Origin of the sequence: Shewanella sp. SR1, from assembly GCF_020447145.1 — a bacterium.
GTDB lineage: Bacteria > Pseudomonadota > Gammaproteobacteria > Enterobacterales > Shewanellaceae > Shewanella > Shewanella baltica.
In genome coordinates this window covers 30,926-46,154 of sequence record NZ_JAJAEF010000032.1, presented here as the reverse complement: position 1 = coordinate 46,154, position 15,229 = coordinate 30,926, and the positions used below count along the sequence as shown (strand labels likewise).

Sequence of the window (15,229 nt, the reverse complement as noted above, 5' to 3'; positions counted from 1 at the left end):
CCGAAGGTTAAGCAGTTTCGATTAACTCAACACCTGTGAGTGTCCACACAGATTTCTTGTTTTATCTTGTTAAAGAGCAACTCAATATCCGTAAGAGGACTTGAGTACCACACTGAGCGTCGAACGCTTCCAGGTGGCTAGGGCTGCGTATTCTACGCCTTTCCCGTTTCGCGTCAAGGAGTATTTTCAACTTCTTGCTGCGATTGAATTAAGTGCCATTCTCAACAGAGAGTAAGCCGTTCAATTCAACCTAACTCGTCAGCTTGCTTAACGCTGTCTGCCGTGTCAGTGGATGCGCATTATAGGGAGCAGGAGATTTTGTGCAAGGGCTTTTTTAATGAAAAAAGATCGCATGGCGATCTTTTAAACGATGGTGATTCTTTTACGTGCAGAGTGCCGATTAATTGGGCTTTTTACTGCCTTTATCGATAAAACCTTGGATTAGCGAGACAGCTTTGGCATCGTCCCAATCGACATAAGATCGAACAAAAGCTATTAATTGGCCCTGTTGATCGAGAATAAATGTCGCTGGAATCGTATCGAGCGGGAAAACATCCCCAAGACTTTGTGACTGATCGTAGTAAGAGTTGAAATTTGGCATACCTAACGAGTTTAAGAACGGTTGAACCTGTTGCTTACCTTCTGCATCAATAGAGATAGGTAATAGTACAAAGTCTTCAGCTTTGAACTTGGTCGCGAGTCTTTCGATTGCTGGCAGCTCCCTTACACAGGGTGGACACCAGGTCGCCCACATGTTCACCATGATGATCTTGCCTTTAAATTGACTGAAGTCGATGGCTTTACCATCGACGTCATTAAAGGCAACAGGCTCTATCGGGAAAGTCTTCGGCAAGACATTGATCAAATCAACGGTTGATTCCATCGGTTTAGTCGCTTGCTGCATGCCGGGGTACGCATACGCGACCCCACCAGCAAGTAACGAAAAGAGGGATGACAACAATAATACCGTTATGACTTTATGCTTCATTTAGTATTACGCTTTAGCAAAGTATCTAACTCTCGCTGATCTTCTTCGCTAATTTCATTCGGCACATTACCGCTGATACGTTGTTTACGAATGAAGATAAAACCAATCACGAGGCCCATAAGTAACAAACCGATAGGACCTAACCAAAGAATGTAGGTTTTGGTTTCCATCTTAGGGTTATAGAGTACGAACTCACCGTAACGGCTGGTCATAAACTCGATTATCTCATCATCTCCTTTGCCTTCGTCTACCATCTTGAAGACTTCAAGACGCAGATCGCGCGCAACCGGTGAGTTTGAGTCGATCAAGTTTTGATTTTGGCACTGTGGGCAACGAAGCTCATGGGCCAAAGACAAACCGCGCTTTTGATTTTCAGGCGTTTTGAATTCATAAGTATCAACCGGTGTTGCCATAACGGCAGTCGTCATGCTGAATAACAGCACTAGACCACCAATGATTTTTGTCAGCGTTCTCATGATGCGCCATCCTTCGCCGCTTCAGCTTGTAATTGTTGGATCATAGGGTAAAGGGTTTCACTCCATACGCGTTGGTCGATTGGACCCGCATAACGGAAGCGGATAATACCGTTGTGATCAACCACAAAACTTTCAGGTGCACCATAGACGCCAAGGTCTAATCCTAAACGGCCGTCTTTATCATAGATATTGACGTTATAGGGGTCGCCCTGACGCTTCAACTCTTCTAATGCGGGAGCACGCTCATCGCGATAGTTGATCCCGTAAATTGGCAGAAGATTTTTACGCTTTAGCATCACTAAGAAAGGATGCTCATATTTACAAGATGGACACCAAGTCGCCCACACATTAAGTAATGACACCTTACCTTTTAATTGCTCATTCGTAATGATCTCAGCTGGTGTCTCTAAGCGTTCCAGTTGGAAAGCCGGAATAGGCTTTCCTTCCAGTGCCGAATCCAATTGCTGCGGATTCAGGAATAAGCCTTTATATAGAAACACCCCCATGGCGAGAAATATGACCAATGGGATAAACAGAACCAACTTCTTCATACATTCCCCAATTATTGAGCCGTTGCCAATTTTGCCTTTTCGGCCGAAGGCGCTATGGCTGCAGTGACTTTCGCACGGTAACGTTTATCCGATGCCGCGAAGAATCCACCAATCATCATGAAAATTGCCCCAAACCATAACCAACGTACGAACGGTTTGTAGTTCAAACGAACCGCAAATTCAGTGCTGGTAATTGGATCGCCCATGGTCACATACAAGTCACGGAATAGACCCCAGTCGATACCCGCTTCTGTCATGTCCATAGTACGCACATTATATTGACGACGATCGGGCTTGAGTAATGTCAGCAGCTCATCACCTTTGTAGACTTCTATCTGTCCCTGCATTGCAGTGTAGTTAGGACCCACTACGTTTTTGGTCTCCAGATACTTAAAGGTATAACCCGCAAGTTCTTGGCTCACACCTGGTCCCATGCGGACACTTTTCTCAATCGAGTAATTCGACACCATAGTGGCACCAATCACAGACACAGCAATACCAAGATGCGCGAAGATCATGCCAAGCTGACTACGGCCCATACGGCTGATGCTGATATCACCTTCTTTCGACTTGACCATGTTATAGGCCGCTCTTGCTGTCGCTAGGATAATCCAAGAAGCCGCTGCAATACCAAAGGCAACCCAAGTATTGAATACACCATCGACGATAAATGGCGTCACAATACCGATAGCCGCAGCAACCATTGCAGGGATCAATAGCTGACGCTTAAGCTCGCCTGCTTTCGATTTTTTCCAACGGATAATTGGACCAATACCCATAAAGCCAAATAAGACTAATACGATAGGCACAAACACAGCGTTGAAGTATGGAGGTCCTACAGAAATTTTACCCATGCCGAGTGCATCGATGAGCAATGGATAGAGTGTACCCAATAGCACAGTACCTGCGGCAACGGTCAGTAACACGTTACAGACCAGTAGCATGGTTTCTTTAGACTTCAGCTCGAAACGGGCTGGACTGCTCATTTCACTGGCGCGGAAGGCAAACAGTGTTAATGAACCGCCAATCGCTAAGCCAAGTAACAACAGAATAAACATACCGCGGCTTGGATCGGCTGCGAATGAATGTACTGAGGTTAATACGCCAGAGCGAACAATAAAGGTACCAAGCAAACTTAAAGAGAAAGCGAAGATAGACAGTAATACGGTCCAGTTACGGAAAGCGCCGCGTTTCTCGGTCACAATCAAAGAGTGAACAAGCGCAGTACCCACTAACCAAGGCATGAAAGAGGCGTTCTCAACAGGATCCCAGAACCACCAACCGCCCCAGCCTAATTCATAATATGCCCACCAAGAACCTAGCGCGATACCTCCAGTTAGGAAGATCCAAGCGGCTAAGGTCCAAGGACGAGTCCAACGAGCCCATGCAGAATCGAGACGACCGCTCATCAGCGCGGCAATCGCAAATGCAAAGCTCACTGAGAAGCCCACATAACCTAAATACAGCATAGGTGGGTGGAAGATTAATCCCACATCCTGCAGCATTGGGTTCAAGTCACGGCCTTCTGCAGGTATCGGGAACAAACGTTCGAATGGGCTAGAGGTGAGTAGCATGAATAAGCTAAAACCAATCACGATCAGTGCCAATACTGCCAGTACACGCGCAGTAAACACTTCCTCTAAACCTTTACTAAATAAGGCAACCGCTGCAGCCCAAGTCGATAAAGCAAACACCCAGAACAACAGTGACCCTTCATGACCGCCCCATACGGCCGAAATCTTAAAGAAGATAGGTAACTGAGAATTAGAGTGATGTGCCACATAGGCGACTGAGAAATCATCGACGGCAAAGCTATAGGCCAGCACGACAACTGATACAGTGATAAAAAAGAACATTCCGTACGTTAACGGCCAAGCATACCTAACAAGGTATTGATCTTTACGGGCAACACCTATTAGGGGGACGCTGATTAATAAGAAGGCAAAAGCCACCCCTATTATCAGCGCAAAGTGTCCAAGTTCTGGGATCATGGGTTTTCCTCAGTCTTCAATAATATGTTGATTTAGAAAGACTCTATCTCAACGCACAACATGTTATTCACGCAAATGCACGAAATGTTGCTCATTTTAGTATTTGCTATTGTTCCTGTCTGCCTCTTTCGTACAAAACTGGGTTACTTGTCTCATTCTCAATTTTAGAGGCTGATGAAAGTCACGGAAGAGGCTCAGTTCTGCATGTGACCGACAAATGACACTTAAGTTTCATACAATTTTTACAAGAAGAATCAATTTGTGAACCAGTGCCCAACTATAAGCTTTCGGTACTGGGATTACCTTATATTACTGTTCAATGAACAATCTTTACGTATAATCTTGCTTCCAAGCCTAGCGGTTACTCCGCTTTCTGCAAACTAAAGTGAATATAGAAACAATGACGACATTTTGGATTTTTATTGCGCTTGTTATGTTAGTCGGCCTGATGCTGATTTGGATCCCGCATTTCAGACAGCAGAAGTTGCTGAAAACTGAAGAAGCCGGAGTTCGTAAACAAACGAACCTTGAATTGTTCAATGAGCGCTTGGGCGTTCTTGAAAAAGAATTAAGCGAAGAGTTACTCGATCAAGCCGAATTCGATGCCTTGAAAAAAGAGCTTGAAATCAGTCTACTCCAAGACATAAAAGAAGCGAGCGATGATTCACTGGTCAACCAAATCAAGCCAAAGACGATTCTATGGCCGTCGATCATGTCAGTTTGTTTGATTGTTATCTCAGGCTATCTCTATCAGCACTTAGGTGCCTTCGAAAATATTGAAACTGCCCAACAACCTGCTAACCCACATGCGGGAATGGATACGGCTCAAATCATGGCGCAGCGCGTACAGATGATGGAAGCCCAAGTGAAAGCCGAGCCAGAGAACAGCCAAGTATGGTTCAGCTTAGGCCACGCTTATGTATCGGCAAACCAATACGACAAAGGGATTGCTGCTTTCGATAAAGTAATGGATTTAGTCGGAAAACACGCTGAATTATTAGGCCCTAAAGCAACAGCCATGTATTACAAAGCGGGTCAGCAAATGACACCGCAAATCAAAGCGATCATCGATGAGTCTTTAGCAATGGATGCTCAAGATCCTTCAACGCTATTACTTGTAGGTATGGATGCCTTCTTTACCGCTGACTACAAGCAAGCCATCGCCTCTTGGCAAACTATTCTTGATAGCGATCGTGCTGATGTTGATCGCGCAGCCCTAATGAATGCTATCGAAACCGCTAACTTACGTATGCAATCTGAAACGGCTGGCATGCCAAATGACGATGCCCACAAGCAAGTGAAAGCGAGTGCGACTAAGTCGGTCAATGTGACTATATCTATCTCCGCAGAACTTGCCGCTAAAGCCAGTCCTGAAGACACTATCTTTATCTTTGCCCGTGCTACTGAAGGACCAAAAGTCCCATTAGCGGCAACCAAAGTCAGTGCTAAGTCGTTCCCAGTTACTGTAACATTAGACGATAGCAGCGGTATGGGTGGCGATAAGAAATTAAGTGACGCTACCAATGTGGAAGTGATTGCAGTGCTTTCTAAGCACGGTAATATCAAACCACAAGCGGGCGATCTTCAAGGTAAGATCAGTACAGTGGCTGTCGGCGATACCGCTAACCTAGTGCTTGATACCCAAGTGCAATAAACCCAGTTTATTGCAGACATAAAAAAACCGGCTTTGGCCGGTTTTTTATTAACACTGAAAAAATTACTGAGCTTTAGACATAAACTCGATAGCTGCTTTGTAATCTTCGTCAGTACAATCAGTACACATACCGCCTGGTGGCATTGCATTCAAACCAGTTTTCACACTGTGCAGTAGAGCATCAATACCCTTAGCTAAGCGTGGTTCCCATTCTGCAGCGTTATGCACTTTTGGAGCGCCAGCAACACCCATGCTGTGGCATACGGTACATGCCTTGTTGAAAATAGCTTCAGCTTCTTGAGCTGATACGTTGACTGACATAGTCAAAGCAGCGACTGCAGTCATTGCTAACAGTTTTTTCATGTTCAATGTTCCTAATGCAAATACGTACAAAGCTCGGCGCTGCCCTTACTTAGGCAGACTCATTATAGCCGACTAAGATTACTACAAACTTCAAGAAATCTCATCTTTTTGTGATTAGAATCTCAACACAAAATGAATCAGGCGACAAGGGTGACAAATTCGTTAATATATTAGCAAGTCGTAAAAAAGTTCGATAAATATTGCGGTTATTGGAACCACATCATATTGCTGACATCTAGTGCAAACCAAGGGTAAACCCCCAATAACGTTTGTGTTAGAATAACTTGTGTTTCCTTCCGGCTTGAGATAGAGGGTTCAGTGACAAATATAACTAAAGAAACCACATTAGTGTCAGCCAGCAAGCTGACCTGTATCCGCGAAGAACGCATCCTTTTTGATGAGTTAAGTTTTGATATTAATGCCGGTGATATTGTTCAAATTGAAGGCCCTAACGGCGCGGGCAAAACCAGTTTATTACGCATATTGGCAGGTCTTTCTCGCCCCTATGCCGGACAAACCTTTTACAGAAATGAAGACATAAACCGCTGCCGTGATGAATACAATGAAGATCTCTTGTATCTCGGCCATTTAGCGGGAGTGAAATGCGAGCTTACCGCCGAAGAAAACCTTAATTTCAATTTAAGAATCAGTGGTTATGATGACTTTGATACCTCAGCCATTTTAGCCAAAGTGAACTTAACTGGTTTTGAAGAGGCGCTTGCCGGACATTTATCCGCAGGCCAGCATCGCAGAACTGCGCTATCGAGATTGTGGCATAGCAATTGTAAAATTTGGATCCTTGACGAACCTTTTACCGCGATCGATAAAAAAGGCGTCGAAGAGCTGGAGCAATTATTTATTCAGCATGCGGATAATGGCGGGTGTGTGATCCTCACAACTCACCAAGATATGGGCATTATCAAAGATGATAGGCTTCGTAAAATTCGTCTAGATTATCGCTTCATATAAGGTCAGGCTAAATGAAAAGAGGCATCAGTTTTACCCAGGCATTTTTTACCTTGCTGCAGCGAGATCTTAAAATTGCTATTCGTCACCGCGGGGACATTTTTAACCCACTGCTATTTTTTATTATGGTTGTGACCTTATTCCCACTGGGGATTGGCCCAGAGCCACAAATGTTAGCCCGTGTGGCACCCGGGATAATTTGGGTTGCAGCGTTATTAGCCTCTATGTTGTCACTTGAAAGACTGTTCAAAGCGGACTTTAGTGATGGCAGCTTAGAGCAAATGTTATTGAGCCCACAGCCATTAGCCATTCTGGTATTAGCCAAAGTGTTAGCCCATTGGATTTTAACCGGTGTGCCACTGATTATTATTGCGCCACTGTTAGCGGTGCTACTCAATTTAGATGGCAATAGTTATGGTGCGTTAATATCGACCCTTGCGCTAGGCACGCCAGTATTATCGCTATTAGGTGCCATTGGTGTGGCATTAACCGTCGGCCTTAGAAAAGGTGGCGTGTTACTCAGCTTACTTATTTTGCCCTTATATATTCCGGTTCTCATTTTTGCAACGAGTGCCATAGACGCGGCAGGAATGAATTTACCCTATGACGGTCAGCTCGCTATAATAGGCGCTATGCTGGTCGGATCGTTAACCTTAGCACCTTTTGCAATTGGTGCATCTCTGCGAGTGAGTACTAACTAAAATGTGGAAATGGTTACACCCTTACGCGGATCCTGAACGCGCATATAAGTTATCAGGAACATTATTTCCATGGTTTGCGATGTTAGCAGGTCTGTTTATTGCTGTAGGCACAACATGGGGATTAGCCTTCGCGCCGACGGATTACCAACAGGGTGATAGCTATCGCATTATCTTTATCCATGTACCCGCCGCCTCTATGTCGATGGCAGCTTACATGGGTATGGCTACAGCAGCCTTTATCGGTTTAGTGTGGCAGATCAAACTTGCCGACTGGGCTGCGGCTTCGATTGCGCCTATCGGTGCAGTAATCACCTTTATTGCCCTCTTTACCGGTGCTGCATGGGGTAAACCTATGTGGGGCGCCTGGTGGGTATGGGATGCACGCTTAACCTCTGAGCTAGTATTACTGTTCCTATATTTAGGTGTTATCTCACTCTATGCCTCATTTGAGGATAAAGTGCTCGCGGCTCGTGCTGCAGGGATCCTCGCGATCGTGGGCGTAATTAACATCCCTATTATCAAATACTCAGTTGAATGGTGGAGCTCATTACATCAGCCATCAACTATCCGCATTACCGAGAAATCGACTATGTCGACGGAAATGCTCTATCCACTGTTAATCAATATGCTTGGCTTCGGTCTCATGATAGGTGCCATCACTATTGTGCGATTCAGAGCAGAAATTTTAGCAAGAAATGGCATGCGCCCTTGGGTGCGTGAACTAGCTAAGGCTGAGGAGGTCAAATAATGCAATTCGATTCAATCAGTGATTTTTTTAATATGGGCGGCTATGCATTTTACGTGTGGCTATCCTACGGAGTGACCTTCTGCTGCCTCTCGACGCTTATCATTACCAGCGCACGCCAAAAGCGTAAGGTGTTAATTGAAATCGCGAAGAAGATGGATAGAGAAGAACGCCTAAAAGAAACTAGGAGTACTAAATCGTGAACCCAAGACGCAAAAAAAGACTGACGTTAGCAGTGGCATTAATCGGTGGTGTTGCCGCGATTACTTCGCTTTTGCTTTATGCGCTGAACTCCAACTTAAACTTATTCTATACACCGTCTGAAATTGTCCACGGCAAAACAGATACTGGCGTCAAACCAGAAATTGGCCAACGCATTCGTGTCGGCGGCATGGTAACAGTCGGTTCTATGGTGCGAGACCCTAAGAGCTTACATGTGCAGTTCGCAGTGCATGACTCTCTAGGCGGCGAAGTACTGGTCACCTATGACGATCTACTGCCCGATCTATTCCGTGAAGGACAAGGTATTGTGGCGCAAGGCGTGCTAAGTGCTGATGGTAAGCTAGAAGCGACTGAAGTACTGGCTAAGCATGATGAAAACTACATGCCACCAGAAGTTGCCGAAGCCATGGGACAAAAGCACGAGAAGTTGGATTACAGCCAACAAAAGGCACCAGACACAAAGTAAGCAGTTGATGAAGTAGCAACAGCATACACACTAAGCCTCCTAGCCTAATAACTAGTGAGGCTTTTTTATTATCTCAATCTAGAAAATTAAAGGTGAACTATACTCAAGGCAGCATCAAAACCTAAGACTGCGTATGATTCAAATAACACCATTAAACATAAACTTGCATTGTGTTGCCCTACTCTTATGCCTTGTGAGTCTCTCGCAGAACGCCAATGCAGCTAAAGTGATCGTGATCGAAAGCTATCACCATGGATATCAATGGGACCAAGAATACTACCGAGCGATTAATGACACGCTTAGCCCCCTGCACGATGTGAGTTATTTCGAAATGGATACCAAGCGTTTACCAAAGGAGCAATTTGCCGAAAGAGCTGATTTAGCGTGGAAGTACATCCAAAGCCGAGCACCTCAACTGGTTATTCTCGCCGATGATAATGCGGTTAACCTGTTACATCAGCGCCTCAATGACAGCTTAATCCCAGTGGTCTATCTTGGGGTGAATATGAACCCTAGAGAGTATCATCTCAATGAGCACAAGCGCTTTACCGGTGTCATAGAAAGGCCGCTGCTACGACGCTCACTCCTCCTCATTCAACGCTTACTCCCACAGACTGTGCACCGTAAAATACTAGTCCTATTTGACCAAGGTGTTACCTCAGACTCAGCTGCAGAATACATCAGCAAACAACACTCAAGTATTTTGGGCGGTATCGAAGTGAATTTGGTGCAATTGTCACGGCTCGCAGATTGGCAGCAACAGGTACTGACGGCTAAGGAGCAAGGCTATAACGCCATTGTCGTGGCGCTCTACCACACAGTGAGGGATGCAGAAAATCGTTCTGTGGATGCGCATCAGCTCCTAAAATGGATATCAGAACATACGCCGGTACCGAATTTCGGATTTTGGGGATTTAGCGTCTCCTCCGAGGGAAATATTGGAGGTTACGTACTCGATGGCTATCATCATGGCGAATTAGCAGCGAATATGGCGTTAAAAATACTGGCTGGCGAGAAACCCGAAAACATCTTTCCAGTGACGGATGATCTTGGGAAATACATGTTTAGTCAGCAAGGGTTGGCCAAATGGAATATTAGCCTACCGAGAGAAATCGAGAAAAATACTCTTTGGGTGAAGTAACGAAAAAAAGACATAAAAAAGCCGGGCATTCGCCCGGCTTTTTAAAAGTGTAACCTTAATTACTCAGCAGCTTCAACATCAACAGCTTGAGCAGCTTCTGGACGGCCAACTAGCTCGATGTAAGCCATAGGGGCTTTATCACCAGCACGTAAACCGCACTTAAGGATACGGGTATAGCCACCAGGACGTTCCTGGTAACGTGGACCCAACTCAGTAAATAACTTACCTACGACTTCAGCGTCGCGAGTACGTGCAAACGCTAAACGACGGTTTGCAACGCTGTCACTCTTAGCAAGTGTTATCAGAGGCTCAACTACGCGACGCAGTTCTTTCGCTTTAGCCACAGTTGTCTTGATGATCTCATGACGAACTAGTGAACCGGCCATGTTACGAAACATGGCTTGGCGATGACTGCTGTTACGGTTTAGTTGACGACCACTCTTACGATGGCGCATGACCTAATCCTTATAACCTAAATCTGTACAAACCTGAGACTTATAGGTCGTCTGCTAAACTGGCTGGAGGCCAATTTTCCAAACGCATACCTAACGACAGTCCGCGAGAAGCTAAAACGTCCTTAATTTCAGTAAGAGATTTCTTACCTAAATTAGGGGTCTTCAGCAACTCAACTTCAGTGCGCTGTACCAGATCTCCGATGTAATGAATCGCTTCGGCTTTCAAGCAGTTAGCCGAACGTACAGTTAGCTCTAAATCGTCGACAGGACGCAGCAGAATCGGATCGAATTCCGGCTTCTCTTCTTTCAGCTCTGGCTCAGTCACGTCACGTAATTCAACAAACGCATCTAGCTGTTCAGCCAGAATAGTTGCAGAACGACGGATAGCTTCCTCAGGATCGATAGTACCGTTTGTGGTCATATCGATAACGAGTTTATCTAAGTCAGTACGCTGTTCTACACGTGCTGCTTCTACATTGTAGGCAATACGTGCAACTGGCGAGAAAGAAGCATCAACCAGCAAGCGGCCGATTGGGCGATCATCGTCTTCAGTCTGTGCACGAGCAGATGCTGGTACATAGCCACGACCACGCTCAACGCGAATACGCATGCTGATATCATTGTTACCTGTCAGGTGACAGATAATATGATCAGGATTCACGATAGTGACATCACCATCATGCGTGATATCTGCTGCGATGACAGGGCCTGCGCCGGACTTGCTCAACGTAAGCATAGCCTCGTCTTTACCCTCGATAGTCACTGCTAACCCTTTCAGGTTTAACAAGATCTCAAGGATATCTTCTTGAACGCCTTCCTTACTGCTGTATTCGTGCAGTACACCGTCAATCTCGACTTCGGTAACCGCGCAGCCGGGCATAGACGACAATAGGATGCGACGCAACGCGTTACCTAAAGTGTGGCCGAAACCACGCTCAAGTGGTTCCAATGTAACCTTGGCACGTGTTGAGTTAACCTGCTCGATATCAACGAGACGCGGTTTAAGAAATTCTGTAACAGAACCCTGCATTGTGTCCTCTCTTGTTTGTTAGCCTTACTTAGAGTAAAGCTCGACGATCAGCTGTTCGTTAATTTCCGCAGACAAATCGCTACGTTCTGGAACGCGCTTGAAAGCACCTTCCATTTTCGCATTGTCGACTTCAACCCATGTAGGCTTCTCGCGTTGAGCTGCCACTTCTAAAGCCGCTTTAATACGAGCTTGAGTACGTGACTTCTCGCGGATGCTCACAACATCATTCGCAGACACTTTGAATGATGGAATGTTAACAACACGACCGTTAACCATAATTGATTTATGGCTTACTAGCTGACGTGATTCTGCACGAGTTGCACCGAAGCCCATACGATAAACGACGTTATCAAGACGGGTTTCTAAAAGCTGAAGCAGGTTTTCACCTGTGTTGCCTTTAGTACGTGCAGCATCTTTGTAATAGTTACGGAATTGTTTTTCTAACACACCGTAAATACGACGAACTTTTTGTTTTTCGCGTAACTGAGTACCGTACTCTGACAAACGTGGCTTACGAGCGCCATGTTGTCCAGGTGCAGTTTCCAGTTTACACTTTGAATCGATTGCTCTCACACCGCTTTTTAAGAAAAGGTCTGTACCTTCTCGGCGGCTGAGCTTGAGCTTGGGACCCAAGTATCTTGCCATGATCTTTCTCCAACTATCCTAACGAAACGGCGTTATACACGACGCTTTTTAGGAGGACGACAACCATTATGAGGGATCGGCGTCACATCGGTAATGTTGGTAATTTTATAACCAACAGCGTTCAGCGCACGAATGGCTGACTCACGACCTGGACCTGGACCCTTCACAAACACTTCAAGGTTTTTTAAACCGTAGTCTTGAGCAGCAGCACCTGCACGCTCAGCAGCCACCTGTGCAGCAAATGGAGTAGATTTACGTGAACCACGGAAACCTGAACCACCTGAAGTAGCCCATGACAACGCATTACCTTGACGATCTGTAATGGTGACAATAGTGTTGTTGAAAGAAGCATGGATATGAGCCATGCCATCTGCAACCTGTTTACGTACGCGCTTACGCGGAGAACGTGACGGAACTTTAGCCATTGCTTTACCTTCCCGTTACTTTCTAATAGGTTTACGTGGACCTTTACGCGTACGCGCATTGGTCTTAGTACGTTGCCCACGGAGAGGCAGGCTACGGCGATGGCGGAGACCACGATAACAACCAAGATCCATAAGACGCTTGATGTTCATTGAAATCTCACGACGTAAGTCACCTTCTACAATGTATTTGGCGACTTCTTCGCGTAGTATATCTATTTGAGCTTCGCTCAATTCCTTGATCTTAGCAGTTTCAGCGATTGCTGTAGCCGCGCAGATTGCTCTAGCGCGAGTACGGCCGATGCCGAAAATAGCAGTCAATGCGATGACTGTATGCTTTTGATCAGGAATGTTAATGCCAGCGATACGGGCCACTATGCACTCCTTAAAGTTAAAGGCCAACTGCGAAAAGCCCGAAAGGATACTCGACAGTCAACAGATTTGCAAACTAAATTTTGTTCAGCCCAATTCATGGGCTGAACAAATTACTTTTTAGCCTTGACGCTGTTTGTGTTTTGGTTCAACACAGATAACGCGCACAACGCCACTACGCTTGACGATCTTGCAGTTACGGCAGATCTTCTTCACGGAAGCTCGAACTTTCATTTCATCACTCCGTAAAGCTACTTAGCGACCAAAGCGATCTAAATTCGCTTTGTTTACTAGGTTAGCTTTCTTCATCACAGACTCATACTGATGAGACATCATATGCGTCTGAACCTGAGCCATGAAGTCCATGATCACGACTACCATAATTAGTAGTGAAGTACCGCCAAAATAGAACTGTACTTTCCACGCGATTAACATGAACTCCGGAATTAAGCAGATAAAGGTTATGTATAACGCGCCTGCCAATGTCAAACGGGTCATAACTTTATCAATGTAACGCGAAGTCTGTTCTCCAGGACGGATCCCAGGGATGAATGCACCACTCTTCTTCAAGTTATCTGCTGTTTCGCGTGGGTTAAATACCAACGCAGTATAGAAGAAACAGAAAAAGATAATCGCTGTTGCATATAATAATGAGTAAAGCGGTTGTCCAGGTGACACAGCCAGTGAAAAATCACTTAACCATGACATGGATTCATTTTGACCGAACCACTGAGCCAGTGTTCCAGGGAACAAAATGATGCTTGACGCAAAAATTGGCGGAATAACACCTGCCATGTTTATTTTAAGCGGTAAGTGAGTACTTTGCGCAGCGAACACCTTACGGCCCTGCTGACGCTTAGCATAGTTAACGACGATACGACGCTGACCACGTTCCACAAACACTACAAAATAAGTCACTGCAAACACAATTACCGCGAGCAACAACAATACTAACACATTCAAGTCACCTTGACGCGCCTGCTCAGCCGTTTGGCCGATAGCGGAAGGTAATCCAGCAACAATACCTGCGAAAATCAAAATCGAGATACCGTTACCTATACCACGTTCGGTAATCTGCTCACCTAGCCACATAAGGAACATCGTTCCCGTCACTAAGCTCACAACCGCAACAAAGTAGAACCCAAATCCAATGTTGACCACAAGGCCTGGCACTAAGTTTGGCAACCCGGTTGCAATACCGACCGACTGGAATGTACCCAGCACTAAGGTACCCCATCTGGTATATTGACTGATTTTCTTACGTCCTGATTCGCCTTCTTTTTTCAATTCAGCGAGTGCAGGATGTACGACAGTCAACAGTTGCATGATAATCGATGCCGAAATATACGGCATGATACCTAATGCAAAGATAGAGGCACGCGAAAGGGCGCCACCCGAGAACATGTTAAACATGCCCAGGATGGTCCCTTTTTGCTGAGCAAACAGCTCTGCTAATACAGCTGCGTCAATACCAGGAATTGGCACAAACGAACCGGCTCTAAAGACGATAATCGCACCAATCACGAACAGGAGGCGAGCTTTCAATTCTGAAAGTCCACCTTTCGCGCTTTTTAAATCAAGTCCTGGTTTTGCCATCGACGTATTATTCCTCGATCTTACCGCCGGCAGCTTCAATAGCTGCACGTGCACCTTTGGTTACCTTCAGACCTTTAACAGTCACAGGGCGCTCAATGGTACCTGAAAGAACAATTTTCGCAAACTGGATGTTGCGAGTTATAACGTTCGCATCTTTCAGAGCGTTTAAGTCGATAACATCACCGTTAACTTTTGCCAGTTCGAGTACACGAACTTCAGCTGTTACCATAGCGCGACGCGAGGTAAAACCAAATTTAGGTAAACGGATTTTAAGTGGCATTTGACCACCTTCAAATCCTGGGCGTACACCGCCACCAGAACGAGACTTTTGGCCTTTATGACCACGACCCGCTGTTTTACCTAGACCTGAGCCCATACCACGGCCTACACGCTTTGGTGCATGCTTAGAGCCTGCAGCTGGAGATAGAGTATTTAAACGCATCTA

General features: G+C 45.5%; 20 protein-coding genes. 7 read left to right on the top strand and 13 right to left on the bottom strand.

Annotated elements, in window-relative coordinates; translation table 11 throughout:
* Positions 1–400 precede the first annotated feature (400 nt).
* From KV201_RS20405 to KV201_RS20390, 4 genes are read right to left on the bottom strand one after another with little or no spacing between them, the layout of a single operon-like run.
* Positions 401–988 (bottom strand): TlpA disulfide reductase family protein, encoded by a 588-nt coding sequence (locus KV201_RS20405; protein ID WP_226060377.1) that lies wholly within the window; start codon positions 986–988, stop codon positions 401–403.
* Positions 985–1,464: a heme lyase NrfEFG subunit NrfF gene (nrfF, locus tag KV201_RS20400; protein ID WP_006079712.1), complete on the bottom strand. Its 480-nt coding sequence runs from the start codon at positions 1,462–1,464 to the stop codon at positions 985–987. Before nrfF ends, KV201_RS20405 begins: the two co-directional genes overlap by 4 nt.
* Positions 1,461–2,015: a DsbE family thiol:disulfide interchange protein gene (locus KV201_RS20395; protein WP_006079711.1), complete on the bottom strand. Its 555-nt coding sequence runs from the start codon at positions 2,013–2,015 to the stop codon at positions 1,461–1,463. The genes nrfF and KV201_RS20395 overlap by 4 nt, the downstream gene beginning before the upstream one ends.
* An 11-nt stretch (positions 2,016–2,026) precedes the next feature.
* Positions 2,027–4,006, bottom strand: a complete 1,980-nt coding sequence (locus tag KV201_RS20390; RefSeq protein ID WP_226060376.1) for a heme lyase CcmF/NrfE family subunit — start codon at positions 4,004–4,006, stop codon at positions 2,027–2,029.
* Positions 4,007–4,406: 400 nt separating this feature from the next.
* On the opposite strand from KV201_RS20390, the gene ccmI reads away from it, so the two are divergent.
* Positions 4,407–5,660 carry a c-type cytochrome biogenesis protein CcmI gene (gene ccmI, locus KV201_RS20385; protein ID WP_071940704.1) on the top strand — a complete coding sequence of 418 codons (1,254 nt, stop codon included), beginning with the start codon at positions 4,407–4,409 and terminating at the stop codon, positions 5,658–5,660.
* A 63-nt stretch (positions 5,661–5,723) separates the two neighbouring features.
* Here the strand turns inward: ccmI and KV201_RS20380 are convergent, their stop codons facing one another.
* Positions 5,724–6,023 carry a cytochrome c5 family protein gene (locus tag KV201_RS20380; protein WP_006079708.1) on the bottom strand — a complete coding sequence of 100 codons (300 nt, stop codon included), beginning with the start codon at positions 6,021–6,023 and terminating at the stop codon, positions 5,724–5,726.
* Between the two features lie 318 nt (positions 6,024–6,341).
* Between KV201_RS20380 and ccmA the strand changes: the two genes are divergently transcribed.
* From ccmA to KV201_RS20350, 6 genes are all read left to right on the top strand, one after another.
* On the top strand, positions 6,342–6,992 hold the full coding sequence (gene ccmA / locus KV201_RS20375; RefSeq protein ID WP_006079707.1) for a cytochrome c biogenesis heme-transporting ATPase CcmA: 651 nt from the start codon (positions 6,342–6,344) through the stop codon (positions 6,990–6,992).
* A gap of 11 nt (positions 6,993–7,003) precedes the next feature.
* Entirely contained in the window at positions 7,004–7,690 is a 687-nt protein-coding gene (gene ccmB, locus KV201_RS20370) for a heme exporter protein CcmB (protein WP_006079706.1), read from the top strand.
* 1 nt (position 7,691) lies between these two features.
* Positions 7,692–8,438: a heme ABC transporter permease gene (locus tag KV201_RS20365; protein ID WP_226060374.1), complete on the top strand. Its 747-nt coding sequence runs from the start codon at positions 7,692–7,694 to the stop codon at positions 8,436–8,438.
* The gene (ccmD, locus tag KV201_RS20360; RefSeq protein ID WP_006079702.1) at positions 8,438–8,638 is read left to right on the top strand and encodes a heme exporter protein CcmD; all 201 of its coding nucleotides are present in this window, start codon (positions 8,438–8,440) and stop codon (positions 8,636–8,638) included. Before KV201_RS20365 ends, ccmD begins: the two co-directional genes overlap by 1 nt.
* Positions 8,635–9,123, top strand: coding sequence for a cytochrome c maturation protein CcmE (gene ccmE / locus KV201_RS20355; RefSeq protein WP_006079699.1), 489 nt, complete (start codon positions 8,635–8,637; stop codon positions 9,121–9,123). Before ccmD ends, ccmE begins: the two co-directional genes overlap by 4 nt.
* Positions 9,124–9,256: 133 nt before the next feature.
* Positions 9,257–10,264 carry an ABC transporter substrate-binding protein gene (locus KV201_RS20350; protein WP_226060373.1) on the top strand — a complete coding sequence of 336 codons (1,008 nt, stop codon included), beginning with the start codon at positions 9,257–9,259 and terminating at the stop codon, positions 10,262–10,264.
* Between the two features lie 59 nt (positions 10,265–10,323).
* Here KV201_RS20350 and rplQ read toward each other — a convergent pair whose 3' ends face one another.
* From rplQ to rplO, 8 genes are all read right to left on the bottom strand, one after another.
* Entirely contained in the window at positions 10,324–10,719 is a 396-nt protein-coding gene (rplQ, locus tag KV201_RS20345; protein WP_006083573.1) for a 50S ribosomal protein L17, read from the bottom strand.
* A 40-nt stretch (positions 10,720–10,759) separates the two neighbouring features.
* Positions 10,760–11,749, bottom strand: coding sequence for a DNA-directed RNA polymerase subunit alpha (rpoA, locus tag KV201_RS20340; protein ID WP_006083574.1), 990 nt, complete (start codon positions 11,747–11,749; stop codon positions 10,760–10,762).
* A gap of 24 nt (positions 11,750–11,773) precedes the next feature.
* Positions 11,774–12,394 carry a 30S ribosomal protein S4 gene (gene rpsD / locus KV201_RS20335; RefSeq protein ID WP_006083575.1) on the bottom strand — a complete coding sequence of 207 codons (621 nt, stop codon included), beginning with the start codon at positions 12,392–12,394 and terminating at the stop codon, positions 11,774–11,776.
* A 32-nt stretch (positions 12,395–12,426) separates the two neighbouring features.
* Positions 12,427–12,819 carry a 30S ribosomal protein S11 gene (rpsK, locus tag KV201_RS20330; RefSeq protein ID WP_006083577.1) on the bottom strand — a complete coding sequence of 131 codons (393 nt, stop codon included), beginning with the start codon at positions 12,817–12,819 and terminating at the stop codon, positions 12,427–12,429.
* Positions 12,820–12,834: 15 nt separating this feature from the next.
* Positions 12,835–13,191: a 30S ribosomal protein S13 gene (gene rpsM, locus KV201_RS20325; protein ID WP_006083578.1), complete on the bottom strand. Its 357-nt coding sequence runs from the start codon at positions 13,189–13,191 to the stop codon at positions 12,835–12,837.
* 117 nt (positions 13,192–13,308) lie between these two features.
* Entirely contained in the window at positions 13,309–13,422 is a 114-nt protein-coding gene (gene rpmJ / locus KV201_RS20320) for a 50S ribosomal protein L36 (protein WP_006083579.1), read from the bottom strand.
* A 21-nt stretch (positions 13,423–13,443) separates the two neighbouring features.
* Complete coding sequence (gene secY, locus KV201_RS20315) at positions 13,444–14,784, bottom strand: preprotein translocase subunit SecY (RefSeq protein ID WP_006083580.1); 1,341 nt, start codon at positions 14,782–14,784, stop codon at positions 13,444–13,446.
* Between the two features lie 7 nt (positions 14,785–14,791).
* Positions 14,792–15,226, bottom strand: a complete 435-nt coding sequence (rplO, locus tag KV201_RS20310; RefSeq protein WP_006083581.1) for a 50S ribosomal protein L15 — start codon at positions 15,224–15,226, stop codon at positions 14,792–14,794.
* Positions 15,227–15,229 lie beyond the last annotated feature (3 nt).

What these genes read in the sequence shown, in the direction of transcription:
- KV201_RS20405 (WP_226060377.1), bottom strand. Translation starts at nt 988, where the DNA reads ATGAAGCATAAAGTCATAACGGTATTATTGTTGTCATCCCTCTTTTCG.
- nrfF (WP_006079712.1), bottom strand. Translation starts at nt 1,464, where the DNA reads ATGAGAACGCTGACAAAAATCATTGGTGGTCTAGTGCTGTTATTCAGC.
- KV201_RS20395 (WP_006079711.1), bottom strand. Translation starts at nt 2,015, where the DNA reads ATGAAGAAGTTGGTTCTGTTTATCCCATTGGTCATATTTCTCGCCATG.
- KV201_RS20390 (WP_226060376.1), bottom strand. Translation starts at nt 4,006, where the DNA reads ATGATCCCAGAACTTGGACACTTTGCGCTGATAATAGGGGTGGCTTTT.
- ccmI (WP_071940704.1), top strand. Translation starts at nt 4,407, where the DNA reads ATGACGACATTTTGGATTTTTATTGCGCTTGTTATGTTAGTCGGCCTG.
- KV201_RS20380 (WP_006079708.1), bottom strand. Translation starts at nt 6,023, where the DNA reads ATGAAAAAACTGTTAGCAATGACTGCAGTCGCTGCTTTGACTATGTCA.
- ccmB (WP_006079706.1), top strand. Translation starts at nt 7,004, where the DNA reads ATGAAAAGAGGCATCAGTTTTACCCAGGCATTTTTTACCTTGCTGCAG.
- KV201_RS20365 (WP_226060374.1), top strand. Translation starts at nt 7,692, where the DNA reads ATGTGGAAATGGTTACACCCTTACGCGGATCCTGAACGCGCATATAAG.
- ccmD (WP_006079702.1), top strand. Translation starts at nt 8,438, where the DNA reads ATGCAATTCGATTCAATCAGTGATTTTTTTAATATGGGCGGCTATGCA.
- KV201_RS20350 (WP_226060373.1), top strand. Translation starts at nt 9,257, where the DNA reads ATGATTCAAATAACACCATTAAACATAAACTTGCATTGTGTTGCCCTA.
- rplQ (WP_006083573.1), bottom strand. Translation starts at nt 10,719, where the DNA reads ATGCGCCATCGTAAGAGTGGTCGTCAACTAAACCGTAACAGCAGTCAT.
- rpoA (WP_006083574.1), bottom strand. Translation starts at nt 11,749, where the DNA reads ATGCAGGGTTCTGTTACAGAATTTCTTAAACCGCGTCTCGTTGATATC.
- rpsD (WP_006083575.1), bottom strand. Translation starts at nt 12,394, where the DNA reads ATGGCAAGATACTTGGGTCCCAAGCTCAAGCTCAGCCGCCGAGAAGGT.
- rpsK (WP_006083577.1), bottom strand. Translation starts at nt 12,819, where the DNA reads ATGGCTAAAGTTCCGTCACGTTCTCCGCGTAAGCGCGTACGTAAACAG.
- rpmJ (WP_006083579.1), bottom strand. Translation starts at nt 13,422, where the DNA reads ATGAAAGTTCGAGCTTCCGTGAAGAAGATCTGCCGTAACTGCAAGATC.
- secY (WP_006083580.1), bottom strand. Translation starts at nt 14,784, where the DNA reads ATGGCAAAACCAGGACTTGATTTAAAAAGCGCGAAAGGTGGACTTTCA.
- rplO (WP_006083581.1), bottom strand. Translation starts at nt 15,226, where the DNA reads ATGCGTTTAAATACTCTATCTCCAGCTGCAGGCTCTAAGCATGCACCA.